Annotated in this window: 13 protein-coding genes; 3 read left to right on the top strand and 10 right to left on the bottom strand. The window is 74.5% G+C overall.

What is annotated here, in order from left to right:
* Positions 1-370 precede the first annotated feature (370 nt).
* Positions 371-2,290, top strand: coding sequence for an N-acetylmuramoyl-L-alanine amidase (locus tag ACFYZ3_RS38035; protein WP_388527876.1), 1,920 nt, complete (start codon positions 371-373; stop codon positions 2,288-2,290).
* A gap of 21 nt (positions 2,291-2,311) precedes the next feature.
* Here the strand turns inward: ACFYZ3_RS38035 and ACFYZ3_RS38030 are convergent, their stop codons facing one another.
* The 6 genes from ACFYZ3_RS38030 to ACFYZ3_RS38005 all read right to left on the bottom strand — a co-directional run bounded on the left by ACFYZ3_RS38030 (position 2,312) and on the right by ACFYZ3_RS38005 (position 7,248).
* Positions 2,312-2,809, bottom strand: a complete 498-nt coding sequence (locus ACFYZ3_RS38030) for a hypothetical protein (protein ID WP_003971896.1) — start codon at positions 2,807-2,809, stop codon at positions 2,312-2,314.
* A 58-nt stretch (positions 2,810-2,867) separates the two neighbouring features.
* Entirely contained in the window at positions 2,868-3,470 is a 603-nt protein-coding gene (locus tag ACFYZ3_RS38025; RefSeq protein WP_388527873.1) for a CGNR zinc finger domain-containing protein, read from the bottom strand.
* 36 nt (positions 3,471-3,506) lie between these two features.
* Positions 3,507-4,409, bottom strand: coding sequence for a universal stress protein (locus ACFYZ3_RS38020; RefSeq protein ID WP_388527870.1), 903 nt, complete (start codon positions 4,407-4,409; stop codon positions 3,507-3,509).
* A gap of 85 nt (positions 4,410-4,494) precedes the next feature.
* Positions 4,495-4,737: a DUF397 domain-containing protein gene (locus tag ACFYZ3_RS38015; RefSeq protein ID WP_030182473.1), complete on the bottom strand. Its 243-nt coding sequence runs from the start codon at positions 4,735-4,737 to the stop codon at positions 4,495-4,497.
* Between the two features lie 103 nt (positions 4,738-4,840).
* Positions 4,841-5,680, bottom strand: coding sequence for an alpha/beta fold hydrolase (locus tag ACFYZ3_RS38010; protein WP_388527867.1), 840 nt, complete (start codon positions 5,678-5,680; stop codon positions 4,841-4,843).
* 50 nt (positions 5,681-5,730) lie between these two features.
* Positions 5,731-7,248, bottom strand: coding sequence for an acyl-CoA synthetase (locus tag ACFYZ3_RS38005; protein WP_388527864.1), 1,518 nt, complete (start codon positions 7,246-7,248; stop codon positions 5,731-5,733).
* 173 nt (positions 7,249-7,421) lie between these two features.
* Here ACFYZ3_RS38005 and ACFYZ3_RS38000 point away from each other — a divergent pair, with 173 nt between their 5' ends.
* Complete coding sequence (locus tag ACFYZ3_RS38000; RefSeq protein WP_388527862.1) at positions 7,422-9,197, top strand: serine hydrolase; 1,776 nt, start codon at positions 7,422-7,424, stop codon at positions 9,195-9,197.
* On the opposite strand, the gene ACFYZ3_RS37995 is transcribed toward ACFYZ3_RS38000, so the two are convergent.
* Genes ACFYZ3_RS37995 through ACFYZ3_RS37980 form a run of 4 tightly spaced genes read right to left on the bottom strand, consistent with a single transcriptional unit; the run spans position 9,194 to position 14,409 of the window.
* Positions 9,194-10,771: a phytoene desaturase family protein gene (locus ACFYZ3_RS37995; RefSeq protein ID WP_388527859.1), complete on the bottom strand. Its 1,578-nt coding sequence runs from the start codon at positions 10,769-10,771 to the stop codon at positions 9,194-9,196. The genes ACFYZ3_RS38000 and ACFYZ3_RS37995 overlap by 4 nt on opposite strands.
* Positions 10,772-10,829: 58 nt before the next feature.
* Complete coding sequence (locus ACFYZ3_RS37990) at positions 10,830-13,067, bottom strand: tetratricopeptide repeat protein (protein ID WP_388527856.1); 2,238 nt, start codon at positions 13,065-13,067, stop codon at positions 10,830-10,832.
* A gap of 21 nt (positions 13,068-13,088) precedes the next feature.
* Positions 13,089-13,991: an oxygenase MpaB family protein gene (locus tag ACFYZ3_RS37985; RefSeq protein WP_388527853.1), complete on the bottom strand. Its 903-nt coding sequence runs from the start codon at positions 13,989-13,991 to the stop codon at positions 13,089-13,091.
* Between the two features lie 40 nt (positions 13,992-14,031).
* Complete coding sequence (locus tag ACFYZ3_RS37980) at positions 14,032-14,409, bottom strand: four-helix bundle copper-binding protein (RefSeq protein ID WP_388527850.1); 378 nt, start codon at positions 14,407-14,409, stop codon at positions 14,032-14,034.
* Positions 14,410-14,568: 159 nt separating this feature from the next.
* Between ACFYZ3_RS37980 and ACFYZ3_RS37975 the strand changes: the two genes are divergently transcribed.
* On the top strand, positions 14,569-14,928 hold the full coding sequence (locus ACFYZ3_RS37975) for a DUF6479 family protein (RefSeq protein WP_356864642.1): 360 nt from the start codon (positions 14,569-14,571) through the stop codon (positions 14,926-14,928).
* Positions 14,929-15,002 lie beyond the last annotated feature (74 nt).

Below are 15,002 nucleotides of genomic sequence, written 5' to 3'. Positions count from 1 at the left end.
GGCCGCCGGGGGGGCGGGGGCGGGGGGGGGGGGGGGGGGGGGGCCCCCCCCGGGGGGGGGGGCGGGCGCCCCGGGGGGGCGCGGGGGGGCGCCCCCCCCCCCCCCCCCCCCCCCCCCCCCGCTTTTCGTGTCCGTCCGCCCGGGTGTGCGCGGGGGCCACAGGTGTACGCCACTGACGCCCCGCAGGCCCGTGGGCCGCCGCCACGAAACTCGCCGAACCCCTTGTTGACGTGGGAAATCATCGCCATGACGGCATGATTGACGGATCGTCGGATCGCCGGGTACGACTGACCCAGCCCGGCCCCGCACGCCCGTCACGTCCCCCCACGCCCGACCGTCACAGGAGGCCGTTTTGCGAGGATCCCCCGTCGTGCCCGCCCTGGCCACCGCGGCACTGCTGCTGCCGCTGCTCGGCGCGGCCCCGTCGGCCGCCGTGCCCACGGACGCGCCACCCGCCCCGGACCGCCTCCAGCGGGCGTTCGCCACCGCGGCGGCCGAGTACCACGTGCCGCAGAGCGTTCTGCTCGGCGTCGCCTACCTCCAGTCCCGCTGGGACGCGCACGGCGGCGCGCCGAGCGTGACCGGCGGCTACGGCCCGCTGCACCTCACCGACGCCCGCACGGCCCTGGCCGGGGCCTCGCACCACGGCGAGGGCTCTGAGGACCCGCGCGGCGACGACGCGCGCGCCGCGCTGCATCCGACCGGCGGTGCCACCGCCCCGTCCGGCGACCTGCCGGCCCGGCTGACCACGCTGCCGAGAGCCGCCGGGCTGACCGGGCTGAGCCCCGAGGCGCTGCGCACGGACCCGGCCGCGAACGTGGCCGGCGGTGCGGCACTGCTCGCCGCCGCGCAGCGCGACCTGGGTGAGCCGCTGAGCACGGACCCGGCGGACTGGTACGCGGCGGTGGCCCGCTTCTCCGGCGCGGAGGACTCCGCGACGGCGGCGGCGTACGCGGACGACGTCTACGAGGTCATCCGCACGGGTGAGCGGCGCACCACGGACGCCGGCCAGCGGGTCTCGCTGGCCGCCCGCCCCGGCGTCGCGCCGGACGTCTCACAGCTGGACGGCGCGGGCCTGCGCGCCGCCTCCGCCGCCGGTACGGAGTGCCCGACGTCGGTCTCCTGCGAGTGGGTCCCGGCCCCGTACGAGGAGTTCGGCGACGGCGACTACGGCAACCACGACCTGGGCACCCGGCCGGCCTCCCAGCACATCCGGTACATCGTCGTGCACGACACGGAGGGCACCTGGAACGGGGTCCTCAACATGGTCCAGGACCCCACCTATGTGTCCTGGAACTACACGTTGCGCTCCACCGACGGCCACATCGCCCAGCATGTGAAGGCGAAGGACGTGGCCTGGCACGCGGGCAACTGGTACGTCAACGCGAAGTCGATCGGTCTGGAGCACGAGGGTTTCCTGGCCGAGCCGGACGCCTGGTACACGGAGGCGATGTACCGGTCGTCGGCGCGGCTGGTGAAGTACCTCGCGAAGAAGTACGACATCCCGCTGGACCGGCAGCACGTCCTCGGCCACGACAACGTCCCCGGCACCACCACGGCGACGATCCCGGGCATGCACACCGACCCTGGCCCGTACTGGGACTGGCGGCACTACTTCCAGCTGCTCGGCCGGCCCTTCCAGCCGACGGCGGGCAAGAAGTCCGCCCTGGTCACCATCCGCCCCGACTACGACGCCAACCGCCCCGGGTACACCGGCTGCGAGACGGCGGGCGAACCCTGCGCGGCGCACGGCTCAAGCGAGGTCCGGCTGTACTCCGACCACGACGTGAACGCGCCCCTGATCAAGGACATCGGCCTCGGCACCGCCCCCACGACCGGGGTGAACGACCTGTCCTCCCGGGTCTCCACGGGCCAGCAGTACGCGGTGGCCGACCGGTGGGGCGACTGGACGGCCATCTGGTACCTGGGGCAGAAGGCCTGGTTCCACGACCCCGCGAAGAGCCCGGCCGCGGTACCCGCGTCGGGACGCGTGATCACTCCGAAGAAGGGCCTCGCGAGCGTCCCGGTGTACGGGCGCGCGTATCCGGAGAAGGCCGCCTACCCGGCGGACGTGCCCGCCCAGGCGGTGTCGCCGCTGCCGTACACCCTGCCCGCGGGGCAGAAGTACGTGGTCGGTGAGAAGGTGCCCGGCGAGTACTACTACGCGGTCACCTTCGACGAGGCCTCCCACCGGGTGGTGACCGGAAAGGACCAGTACTACGAGATCCAGTACGGTCACCGGGTCGCGTACGTGCGCGCCGCCGACGTGACGGTCTCCACGGCCCGGTAGACCGCTGCCGGGAGCCGGGTCTCAGCCCTGCTGGAAAAGCTCCGCCGGGAGCGGCTTCAGCAGGGCGTACAGATCGTCGGTGATGGGGCGGTCCCAGGCGGCGATGGTCACCAGGACGCCGTCGCTGCGGTCGAACTGGACGCAGGAGATCCGGCTCTCGGAGAGCTTGAGGCGGCGCACGATGAGCAGGTTGTCGCCCTGCATCACGGGGACGTCCTCGGCGCCGACGACCGTGATCTCCTCGTCGTTCTCCAGCGCGAGCAGCAGCTGGGCCACCTCGAAGGGGATCTCTCCCTCGGGGACCTCGCGGGCCGGTGAGCCGTCCGGGAGATTGCCGATGATCATCGCGGGGCCGCGGCCGCCGAACAGGTCGTAGCGCAGGAAGACGCCCTGACAGCTGCCGTCGGGCGCGGGCAGCAGACCGGCGCCGAGATTGCCGGGCCAGTCGCCCGGGTCCATGGCCAGTACGTCGAAGTCGGGCCCGGCGGGCGTGGCGCTGCGGCGGCGGAGGAACGACATGCCGCCATGGTACGTGGCCGGGGGCCGGGAACGGCGTGCGGGCGGCGGCCCGGCCGGGCTACGCGGTGCGCCGCTGCCGGTCCTGGTGGCGGGCCACCCTGGCCCGGTTACCGCAGGAGGGCTTGCACCACTCCTGACGCGGGTGCTCCTTGAGGAAGTAGCGCACGCAGCGCGGCGCGTGGCAGGCCCGCAGCCGCTGCCGGTCGGGCCCCGCGAGGAAGCCGATCACGGCCTGTGCGAGGGCGGCGGCCAGGTCGGTCCGCACGCCCTGCGCGGGTGCGGCGCGTACGACGGGCCGGGTGTCGTCGTCCCACGCCAGGACGGGGACCGTGGGGGTGCGGGCGGCGGCCTCGTTCAGGCGCCGCAGGGCCTCGGGCACGGGCAGCAGCCGGGCGGCGTCGGCGGGGCTCGGCTCAGCGGGGCGCACGGCGCGGGCGAAGAGGGCGCGGGCGGCGGCCCGTACCTCGCGTACGGCGGCCAGGGTGGACGCGTCGGCCTCGAAGACCGCGGCGTCCGGCACCGCGCCGGGGTGTGCCCCGACCCAGGCGGTGAGTCCGGCCGGGTCGGCCAGTTCGTCGGCGACGCCGCCGTGCCCGTCGTGCCGGACGGTCAGCGCCAGGTCGAGCGCGATCCGGGTGTCCCTGCTGGGCGAGTCCTGCATGCGGCCGATGATAGGCACGCCGGGCACGGCGGGGTGTCACTCCTGCGGGGGAGCGGGCGGCACCACCGCGATCGGGGCAGCCGCGTGCAGCAGCACGGCGTGGGTGACCGAGCCCATCATCCGGGCGGGGACCAGCAGGCGCCGGCGGTGCCGGCCGACGACGACCAGGTCGGCGTCCCTGGAGGACGCGACCAGGTTTCCGGCGGCGTCGCCGGGGACGACGTGGGTGTCGGCCCGGACGTCGGGGTGGCGTCCCCGGTAGGGGGCGAGCAGGCCGTCGGTCAGGACCCGTGTCTCGCTCTCGACGGAGACCTCGTCGATCACCAGCGGCATCATCTGACCCGCGGCGGCCCAGGTCTGCACCGGCCAGGGGTAGGCCGCGACCACCTGGAGGCGGGCGCCGCGCAGCTCGGCCTCGGTGAAGGCGAAGGACAGGGTGGCCTCGTCGGCGCTGTCCACGTGCAGGCCGACCACGACCCGGGGGCCGGGTTCGGCCGGTGCCTCGCCGTGGACCTCGCGTCCGGGCCGGGGCACCACGACGACCGGGCACTCCGCGTCGCGGGCGGCGGCCATCCCGTTGGAGCCCAGCAGCAGGCCGGCGAAGCCGCCCCGGCCCCGGGAGCCGAGGACGAGCAGCTGGGCGTCCGTGCCCAGTTCCGGCAGCAGGGCGCCCGGGACGCCTTCCATGCCCACGTACTCCGTCGGCACGGCGAAGGCCCGTCCCTGAAGGTGCGCCCGTGCCTGGTCGAGCGCGGGGTCCTCGGCGGTGTCCGGCGGGCCCGCGACCAGGACGTCGGTCTGGGCCCAGGCGGCGTACTGGCGCACGTGCACCACCCGCAGGGGTGCCCCGCGCCGGTGGGCGGCGTCGAGCGCCCAGTCCAGGGCGCGCAGGCCGTCGTCCGAACCGTCGACCGCCGCGATGACCGGCAGGGTGCTCATGGGTCCTCACCTCCGGAGTACGGACTTCCCCCCCCGGCGGCGGACCGAACACCCCGGTTCGGCCGGTCGGCGCACCCGCGGTGCCCTACGTGAGGTCGAACTCCCCTTCCCGCGCTCCCGACACGAACGCACCCCATTCCGCCGGGGTGAAGATCAGGGAGGGGCTCTGCGGGCTGCCGCTGTTCCGCATGGCGATGAATCCCTCGACAAAGGCGATCTGGACATCCCCCAGGCCTCGGCTGCTGGACTGCCACTGCGCGTTGCTGAGATCCAGCTCCGGCTTGTCCCAGCCCATGAGCGGGCGCTGGTGGGTGGTGCTCTCGGCCACGTCCGTGCTCCTCCCGGTTTCGTCGTCCGCGGTCAGCCTAGCGACCGGGTCCGACCGCCGACAGGCCACGAGAGGGGCGCCTTGCGAAGAGAGGTGAAGGAGATCAGTTCGGGCCGAGGAACGCGGCGATCCGGTGGGTGAACCAGCGCGGATCGTCCAGCCACGGGTAGTGCCCCGCGCCGGGCTGGACGGCGACCTCGGCGTGCGGGAAGACGTCGGCGCAGCGGCGCGCCAGCTCCGGGCTGGGGCCGCCGTCGCGTTCACCGGCGAGGACGAGCACCGGGGCGGGGCAGCGGGCGAGCGCGGCCCTGGTGGCGGGCGGGTCGAAGGCGTCCGGGGAGAGGAAGACGTCGCCCGCCTCGTCGTTGCTCTCCCTGTCGGCGAGCGCGTCGTGTTCGCGGGCCGTGTCGTCCCAGCGGCCGAAGAAGAAGGGGACGAACACGGGATCGAACTCGCCGGTCCCGGCGAGCCAGGCGCGGAAGGGACCGATGGCCTGCTCGAACCAGGGCTCGTCCGCGCGCAGGAGCGCCGCGCGGAGCCGGTCCTCGGCCGTCGGCCGCATGTCCAGTGCCCAGGGGCTGGCGGTGACCAGGACGAGCCGGGACACCCGTTCCGGGTGGCGGGCGGCGTACAGCATCGCGAGGCTGCCCCCGGCCGAGTGCGCCAGGAGGTCCATCCGGTCGAGGCCGAGGTGCTCACGCAGTGCCTCGACGTCGTCCACGACCCGGTCGCAGCGGTACGTAGCCGGGTCTTGCGGAACGGCGGAGTCGCCGGTGCCGCGCAGGTCGAGGAGGATCAGCCGGCGGTGGGCCGCGAGGCCGCCGAGGTCGCCGAGGTAGGTGGAGGCGCGCATGGGTCCGCCCGGCAGGACGACCAGCGGGTCCCCCTCGCCCCGTACGTGGAAGGCGAGGCGGGTCCCGTCGTACGCGGTGAAGGTCTGCATGGCGCCGATCCTCACCGGTCGCCGCCGCGCCCCGCAACGCGGTTGCCGGGTCAGGAGTCGGCGAAGCGGTCCCGCAGTTCCCTCTTGAGGATCTTCCCGCTGGCGTTGCGCGGCAGGGCGTCCACGAACAGGACGCGTTTGGGTGCCTTGAACGCGGTGAGTCTTTCGCGCGTGTGGGCGATCAGCTCGTCCTCGGTGACCTCCGAGCGAGGGACGACGACGGCCGTGACGGCCTCGATCCACCGTTCGTCGGGCAGGGCGATCACGGCTGCCTCGGCGACGGCGTCGTGCGTGTAGAGGGCGTCCTCGACCTGGCGGGAGGCGACCAGCACGCCACCGGAGTTGATGACGTCCTTCACCCGGTCGACGATGGTGTAGTAGCCGTCCGCGTCCCGGACGGCGAGGTCGCCGGAGTGGAACCAGCCGTCGCGGAAGGCGGCCTCGGTCTCCTCGGGCCGGTCCCAGTAGCCGTCGCACAGTTGCGGGGAGCGGTAGACGACTTCGCCGGGCGTGCCGTCGGGGACGTCCTTGCCGTCCTCGTCGACCACACGGGCGTCGACGAAGAGGACGGGGCGGCCGCAGGAGTCCATGCGGCCCTCGTGCTCGTCCGGGCCGAGCACGGTGGCGAGGGGGCCGATCTCGCTCTGGCCGAAGCAGTTGTAGAAGGCCAGGTGCGGCAGGCGTGCGCGCAGTCGCTCCAGGACGGGCACCGGCATGATCGACGCGCCGTAGTAGGCCTTACGCAGGCCGGTCAGGTCGCGGGTGGCGAAGTCGGCGCGGTTCGCGAGGCCGATCCACACGGTGGGCGGTGCGAACAGGCTGTCCACGCGGCCCGCTTCGATCAGGTCGAAGAGCCGGTCGCCGTCGGGTGCGTCCAGGATGACGTTGGTCGCGCCGACGGCGAGGTAGGGCAGCAGGAAGACGTGCGTCTGGGCCGAGTGGTAGAGCGGGAGCGCGTGCACCGGGCGGTCTCCGGCGCCGAGGTCCAGCGCGGTGATGGCGCTCAGGTACTCGTGCACCAGCGCCCGGTGGGTCATCATCGCGCCCTTGGGCAGCGCGGTGGTGCCCGAGGTGTACAGGAGCTGCACCAGGTCCTCGGCGCCCGGTCCGGGGCCGTCGTACGGGGGTGTCGCCGCGAGGCGGGCCAGGAGCGAGTCGTCGGTGTCGCGCAGCGGCAGGGTGCGGACCCGGCCGGGGAGCCGGGCGGCGAGGCCGGGGTCGGTCAGGACCAGGGTGCTGCCGGACTGGCCGACGATGTGGGCGAGGTCGTCGCCGGTGAGGTTCTGGTTGGCCGGGACGTGCACCAGGCCCGCGCGGGCGCAGGCCAGGAACGCGATCAGGTAGGCGTCGGAGTTGTGGCCGTAGGCGGCGACCCGGTCGCCCGGGGACAGTCCCTCGCCCAGCAGGACGCCGGCCGCGCGGGAGACCGCGGTGTCGAGTTCGGCGTACGTCCAGGAACGGTCGCGGTACTCCACCGCGACGCGTGCCGGGGTGCGTCGGGCGCTGCGGCGCAGCACCCCGTCAACAGTGCTGCCGGTGCTGCCGGTGCTGCCGTGTCCGGGCGTCATGACCTGATCCTGGGCCGGTCTCGGGGACGGGTCAAGCGGTGTGCGCCGGTCCGCCGGCTCCTCGTGCCCGCTTGGTCCGCCCCATTGACACGGCCCGCCGCTGACAGGAAAGTTTCACTCCGCACGGTGATCCGGGAAAGATACTTTCAGCTTCGGTGGCGGGAGGCTCTTCGATGGCCGGTCGGGCGACGAACGGTTTCAGTCGGCGTCAACTGGGCGCCGGTGCCCTGGCCCTGGGGGGTGCCCTGGCCATCGCCCCGTTCGCGGCCGGGCCGGCCGAGGCCGCCTCCGACCGGGGCCGCCGGCCCACCCTGCGGCGTGGCTCCGCCGAACGCGCCGGGCTTCTCCCCGGCCATCTGCGCCAGCTCGTCACCGACGCCGAGGCGTTCCTCGGCCCGTCCCCCGAGCACCCGTGGTACGCGGGCGCCGTGCTGCTCGCCGGCCGGGGCGGCACGGTGGCGCTGCACGAACCGATCGGCATGGCGGTGCGCTACCGGGCCTACGACGAGGCGACGGACACCGGCGTCGAGTTCCCGCCGGGCGAGCGGATCCCGATGGCCCGGGACACGGTGTTCGACCTCGCGTCGATCTCCAAGCTGTTCACCTCGATCCTCGCCGTGCAGCAACTGGAGCGGGGCGCGCTGGAGCTGGCGGCGCCGGTCGCCTCGTACCTGCCGGACTTCGGCCGGGCGGGCAAGCAGGACATGACGATCCGTCATCTGCTGACCCACACGTCGGGCTTCCGGGCGTGGATCCCGCTGTACAGCGCGCCCACGTACGAGGAGAAGGTCCAACTCGTCTACGACGAGGCACCCGTCAGCGCACCCGGCACGGCGTACCTGTACTCGGACCTCAACATGATCTCGCTCCAGCTGGTACTGGAGGAGGTCACGGGCCGCACCCTGGACGTCCTGCTGCGCGAGGAGATCACGAAGCCGCTCGGTCTCACCCGCACCCGCTACAACCCGCCCGCCTCCTGGCGTCCCGGGATCGCGGCCACCGAGGACGCCCGCAAGCCCTGGTCCGGTCTGGACCGGGGGCTGGTGTGGGGCGAGGTGCACGACGAGAACGCCTTCAGCCTGGGCGGCGTCGCCGGTCACGCGGGGGTGTTCTCCTGCGCGTGGGACCTCGCGGTCCTCGGTCGCACCCTGCTCAACGGCGGGTCCTACGGGCGGGCGCGGATCCTGCGGCCGGAGTCCGTGGAGCTGATGTTCACGGACTTCAACACCGACTTCCCGGGCGACGAGCACGGCCTGGGCTTCGAGCTGTACCAGCACTGGTACATGGGCGCGATGGCCACGCCGCGCACGGCCGGGCACACCGGTTTCACGGGCACCTCGCTGGTGCTCGACCCGACGACCGACTCCTTCCTCGTAGTCCTCGGCAATTCAGTCCACCCGGTGCGCAGTTGGCGTTCCGGTTCGGCTCCCCGCGTGGCGGCGGGCACCAACTTGGCGCGGGCGGTGCCGGTCCGGCCGGCACACGGGCGCACGGCGTGGTTCTCGGGGACGGCCGGTTCCGCCACTTCCACGCTCACGCTGCCCGCCCTGGACACGTCGGCCGGGCGGGCCCGACTGCGCTGCGCGCTGTGGTGGGACATCGAGCCCGGCTCGGACGTGCTGGTCCTGGAGGCCTCGACCGACGGCGGCGCGGGATGGCGGCCGGTCCCCTTCACCACCACGCGCCGCGGCGAGGCGCCCCTGGACCATCCGGCGGGCTCGGCCACCGGCTGGTCGGGACGCGTCTGGCACCGGCTGAGCGCCGGCCTCCCGGCCGCCCGCGGGCTCACCCTGCGCTGGCGGTACACGACCGACCGGCTGTACGTGGGCCGCGGGGCGTACGTCGACGGGCTGCGCGTGGAGGGGGCCGGCGACGTCCTGTTCCACGACGCGCGCCCGGCGGACGCGGCGCGCGTCGTGGCCGAGGGATGGACGGCGTCGGCGGACTAGCCAGGGGTCCTGTCCCGTTCCAGCACCGCCATCGCCGCGTTGTGCCCCGGCACCCCGCTCACCCCTCCCCCGCGCACGGCGCCCGCGCCGCACAGCAGGACGCCTGCCCGGGCGGTCTCCACGCCCCAGTGGCCGGTGCCCTCCTGGGCGTGGGGCCAGGACAGCTCGCGGTGGAAGATGTTCCCGCCGGGCAGGCGCAGGTCGCGTTCCAGGTCGAGGGGCGACCTGGCCTCGATGCAGGGCCGGCCGTCGGCGTCGGTCGCCAGGCAGTCGGCGAGGGGCTCGGCCAGGTGGGCGTCGAGCTGGGCGAGGGTCGACTTGAGCAGTTCCTCGCGCACCGCGTCGTTGTCCCGGGCGAAGAGGCGGGCGGGCGTGTGCAGGCCGAACAGGGTGAGGGTGTGCATGCCCTTCGCGGCCGGGCCGGGTCCGAGGATGGTGGGGTCGGTCAGCGAGTGGCAGTAGATCTCGGAGGGCGGGGCGGCGGGCAGTTCGCCGGCGGCCGCCCGGGCGTGCGCGGCGGCCAGTTGCTCGTAGCCCTCGGCGATGTGGAAGGTCCCGGCGAAGGCCTCGCGCGGGTCGGTGTCCGGGTCGCGCAGCCGCGGCAGCCTGGTCAGCAGCATGTTCACCTTGAGCTGGGCGCCCTCGGCCGGTGCGGGCGGGGCGTCCCCCGTGAGCACCGCCAGTTCGTGCGGGGAGGCGTTCACCAGGACGTGGCGGGCGGCGGCGACGCCCTCGCCGTCGGCCGAGCGGAAGGTGACCTCGGCCGTGCGACCGTCCGCGTCGATCCGCACCGCCTCGTGGCCGGTGGCGAGCACGGCACCCGCGGCGCGCGCGGCGTCGGCCAGCGCGTCGGTGAGGGCGCCCATGCCGCCGACGGGTACGTCCCAGGCGCCGGTGCCGCCGCCGATGACGTGGTAGAGGAAGCATCGGTTCTGGGCCAGGGAGGGGTCGTGGGCGTCGGCGAAGGTGCCGATCAGCGCGTCGGTGAGGGCCACGCCCCGCACCAGGTCGTCGGCGAAGTGCTCCTCGATCGCGAGGCCGACCGGTTCCTCGAACAGGGCCCGCCAGGCCGTCTCGTCGTCGACCCGGCGGCGCAGTTCGTCCCGGGTGGGCAGCGGTTCGGTGAGGGTCGGAAAGACCCGCTGGGCCACGTGGCCGGTCATGGCGTAGAAGCGCTGCCAGGCGGCGTACTCCCGCTGCGAGCCGGTGAGCCGCGCGAACGACTCGCGGGTGCGGCGCTCGCCTCCGCCGACGAGGAGCCCGGTGGGCCGCCCGGCGCGCTCGACGGGCGTGTACGAGGAGACGGTGCGCGCACGCACCCGGAAGTCCAGGCCGAGGTCCCGCACGATCTTCTTGGGCAGCAGGCTGACCAGGTACGAGTAGCGCGACAGCCGTGCGTCGACCCCGGCGAACGGCTCCGTGGACACGGCCGCTCCGCCGGTGTGGTCCAGCCGTTCGAGGACCAGCACGGAGCGACCGGCCCGGGCCAGGTAGGCGGCGGCGACCAGGCCGTTGTGGCCGCCGCCGACGATGACGGCGTCGTAGGTGCGGGTGGTGCTGGGCGGGGGCGTCATGGCTCTTGGTAACACGGCCCGATCGGGGGCGGCCAGCCCGCCGCCGCGCCGTCCCCGGTCAGCGGGCGGCCACCGAGCGCAGCGCCGCGACCCGGCGGTACAGCTCCGCGGCCTCGGCCGCGCGGCCCAGCTGTTCCAGGCAGTGGGCCTCGTCGTCACGGGCGACGAGGGTGTCGGGCCGGTCGGGGCCCAGGACCCGTTCACGGGCGGCGGCGACCAGACGGTACTCGGTGAGGGCGGCGGCCCAGCGGCCCAGCCAGCCCAGGGCGACGGCGACCTCTCGATGGCTGACCAGGGTGTCGGGATGGTCGGGGCCCAGGACCCGTCCGCGGGCCGCGCACACCGCGCGGGCCTCGTCCAGCGCCTCCGCCCAGCGGCCCAGCCTGCCCAGGTTGACGCCCCGGCCGTGCCGGGCGCGCAGCGTCTCGGGGTGATCGGCGCCCTGGGCGCGGGCGCGGTCGGCGATCAGTTCCTCGTACGCGCTCAGCGCTTCGGCGCAGCGGCCGAGGCGGCCGAGGGCGACGCCGGTCTCGTACCGGGCGGCGAAGGTGTCGGGGTGGTCGGGGCCGAGGGCTCGCGCGCGGGCGGCGGCGACCTCGCGGTAGGTCGCCAGAGCCTCCTGCCAGCGGCCGAGCCGCCCGAGTTCGTAGGCCACCTCGTAGCGGGTGACGAGGGTGTCGGGGTGGCCGGGGCCGAGGACGCGGGCCCGGGCCGCGGCCACCTCGCGGGCCATCCGGTGGGCGTCCTCGGTGCGGCCGAGCCGGCCGAGGTTGAAGGCCAGGTTGTGCCGGCAGCGCAGGGTGTCGGGATGGTCGGCGCCCATGGTGCGCTCACGGGCGGTCAGTACCGACGTGTACACCTGGTGGGCGTCGGCGTGGCGGCCCAGCCGGCCCAGGGTGTAGGCCATCTCCTGGCGGACGGCGAGGGTGTCGGCGTGGTCGGCGCCCAGCGTTCTGATCCGGGCCTGGGCCACCCCCTTGTAGGCGCGCAGCGCGTCGGCGGCCCGGCCGGTGCGCCCGAGCGTGAAGGCGGCCTCGTAGCGGCTGGCGAGCGTGTCGGGGTGGTCGGGACCGAGCAGGCGCTCGCGTTCGGCGGCGACCGCGCGGTGCACCCGGCCCGCCTCCTCCCAGCGGCCGAGGCGGCCCAGGCCCAGCGCCGCGTTGTGGCGCTCGGCCAGCTCCGCGGCGGCCCCGGTCGCCGGGTCGGGCCACTCGTCCGGGGCGGGCCCGACGGTCCGTTCGCCGTCGGGCCCCTCGCCGGTGGGCCGCGGGATCCACTCGCCCGACAGGCCCGCCCCCGGGTCCGGAGGCGTGGCGCGCAGGCCGGTGCCGGTCGCCTTGTGACCGGTGGTCATGCCGCGGGTCCAGGAGGGCAGCCCGGCGCGGCCCGCGACCGGCCGCGACGTCCGCGGCCGGGGTGCCGCGAGGGCCGGCACCCGGGCCGGTGCGGTGCGTCCGGCGGCGATCCGGCGGCCCAGCTCACCGGCGTCCTCCGGGCGCTGCTCGGGCCGTTTGGCCAGCAGGTCCAGGATGATCCGGTCCAGGTATCGGGGCAGTTCGGCGCGGTGGGTGCGGGGCGGTTCCGGCTCGGTGTCGCGGTGGCCGACGAGGATCGCCCAGGCGTCGTCGAGGTCGAAGGGCGGGACGCCGGTGGCGATCTCGTAGAGCACGCAGCCCAGGGAGTACAGGTCGCTGCGCAGGTCGACCTCGTCTCCGCCGATCTGCTCCGGCGACATGTAGTGCGGGGTGCCCATCGCGATGCCGGTGCCGGTCAGCCGGGCGGTGAAGCCCGCGTCGTGACCGAGCCGGGCGATGCCGAAGTCGCAGATCTTCACGGTGCCGTCGGCGGTCCGCACGATGTTCGCGGGCTTGAGGTCGCGGTGCACGATGCCCTGCTCGTGGGTGTAGGCGAGCGCGGAGGCGACCTGTTCGGCGATGTCGACGACGTCCGCGACGGGCAGCGGATGGCCCTTGCTGTCCTCCAGGAGCCGGCTCAGGTCGTGTCCCTCCAGCAGCTCCATGACGAGGAAGAGCACGCCGTCCCACTCGCCGAAGTCGTGGACGACGGTCACCCCGCGGTGCTGGAGCGCGGCGGCCACCCGGGCCTCGCGCCGGAATCTCTCGCGCAGGACGCGGGTGAAGGAGTGGTCGTGCTGCGTGCCCAGTGGTTTGAGGCACTTGACGGCTATGCGGCGGCCCAGTGACTCGTCCCGCGCCCGCCACACCTCGCCCATGCCGCCGCGCCCGATCCTCTCGAGCAGCCGGTACCTGCCCTGGATCAGCGTGCTGTCCCCCATGACTTCGCCCGCCCCCGTGGTTCAGTCCGCCGCGCCCTCCCCTGGCCGGTCCAGTATGGCCGCTTGTCGTCCGATTTTGTATGGCGCCGGGCGCACCTCCGGGCCGAGCCGCGCCATGGCGCGCAGGATGTGTTTGGGCGGCAGCTGCCAGCGCAGACGTGCGGGGACGTGGCGCAGCAGGGTGCCCGTGGCGCGCAGCCGGCGGGTGACGGTGGCGGGCGGGGGTGCGGGTCTGCCGTAGAGCTCGTGCGCGTACGGCGGTAGGGAGTCGTACGCAAGACGGGCGACCCGCCGCCACAGCAGCTCGCGGGCCGGGACCAGGAGGGGGTGCGTGGGCGGGCGGAGCAGGAAGTCGTCCACCTCGTGCGCGTCCGCTCCCGCGGCCAGTTCGGGCCGTACCCGCGCGAAGTAGGCGGCCAGCTCGGCCCGGTTCGCGGGTACGGCGGCGGGGTCGAGGCCGACGAGACGGGCGCTGTGCCGGTGTTCGGCGAGGTAGCGGTCGGCGTGGGCGTCGGTGAGCGGGAATCCGGAGCGGCGCAGGACGTGCAGGTAGGAGCCGATCTCGGCGCAGTGCACCCACAGCAGCAGGGCGGGTTCGTCGACGCCGTAGCGCTCGCCCGTGTCGGGGTCGGTGGCGCCGAGCATGCTGTGGATCTTCCTGACCCGGGCCCCGGCCCGCTCGGCGGCCTCGGTGGTGCCGTACGTCGTGGTGCCGACGAAGCCCGCGGTGCGCATCAGCCGACCCCACGCGTCGCGCCGGAAGTCGCTGTTCTGCATCACGCCGCGCACCGCGCGCGGATGCAGGGCCTGGAGGTAGAGGGCGCGGATGCCGGCCACCCACATCATCGGGTCGCCGTGCGCCTGCCAGGTCACGGAGTCCGGGCCGAACAGTCCCGGGTCGCCGTCGGTCCGTGTCGCCGCCATACGGGCAGGCTAACGCGGCGCGGGACCCGTTCCCAGGGCCTCAGCGCAGGGTGGCCAGGAACTCTCCGCAGGCGCGGGCGCAGTCGCGGCAGGCCTGGGCGCTCTCCTCGGCGCCCTGGTGTTCGTCGAACACGTGCGCACTCTCCAGGCACACCTGGCGGCACCACTCCAGCTGGGCGCGGATGGCGGCCTCGTCCACCTGGTTCTGCTCGGAGAGCACCCGGCAGGTCGCGTCGCAGACCTCCGCGCACATGATGCCCCTGCGCCGCACGAGTTCCTGGTTCTCGGTCCCGTCCGGGTCCACGAGGCTCGCCCGCAGGGCGCAGGCCCGGGCGCACTCGGTGCACGCCTGTGCGCACGCGAAGCGGTCCTCGAGGAAGCGGAACAGTTCCTGCTGGGAAGTCGTCGTCGATGTCACACCGAGCGGGTTGCCGCCGGCCGCGGCGCCAAACGGCCGGACCCGGTGTTTCCAAGGGTTCCGGGCTGTTGCCGATCGGAAAGGCCCGCTCTTCGCGGACGCGGGCGTCGCGGTCGCGACCAGCAGGTTGGCCGCGCGGGCCGGGGGTACCCGCGCTCCATGACCAACGCATGGATGGACCTGGCCGCGGGCGGCTCCGGCGCGCTCGCCGTCTGGCTGATCGTCGCGGCCGTCGTGGTGGTGGCCGTGCTGATCGGCGCGTTCGCCTTCGGCAGTCGGCAAAAGCGCCGGGAGCCGCCGCCGCCTCGTCCCGAGGAGCAGCCCCGCATGCCCGACGACGGTCCCGTCCACGAGGAGCGGGAGCGCAGGGAGCCCGACGAGATGCCGCGGAGCGACGAACGCACGCTGCCGCACGAGATGGGGCACCAGGGCAGCCGTACCGCCTCCGACCAGAAGCGGCCCCGCTGGGACGAGGGCAGCAGCGGCTCCTTCGGCAGCGGCGGGCCCGGCGGACGCTGACTGACCCGTCAAGCCGAAGGGTGACCGTACCGGGCCGGTGCGTAGTTTCCGGCACGGGCGGTGGGGAACCCATG

Origin of the sequence: Streptomyces sp. NPDC001599 (assembly GCF_042893535.1) — a bacterium.
Taxonomy (GTDB): Bacteria; Actinomycetota; Actinomycetes; order Streptomycetales; family Streptomycetaceae; genus Streptomyces.
This window is presented reverse-complemented; position numbering and strand designations above follow the sequence as displayed.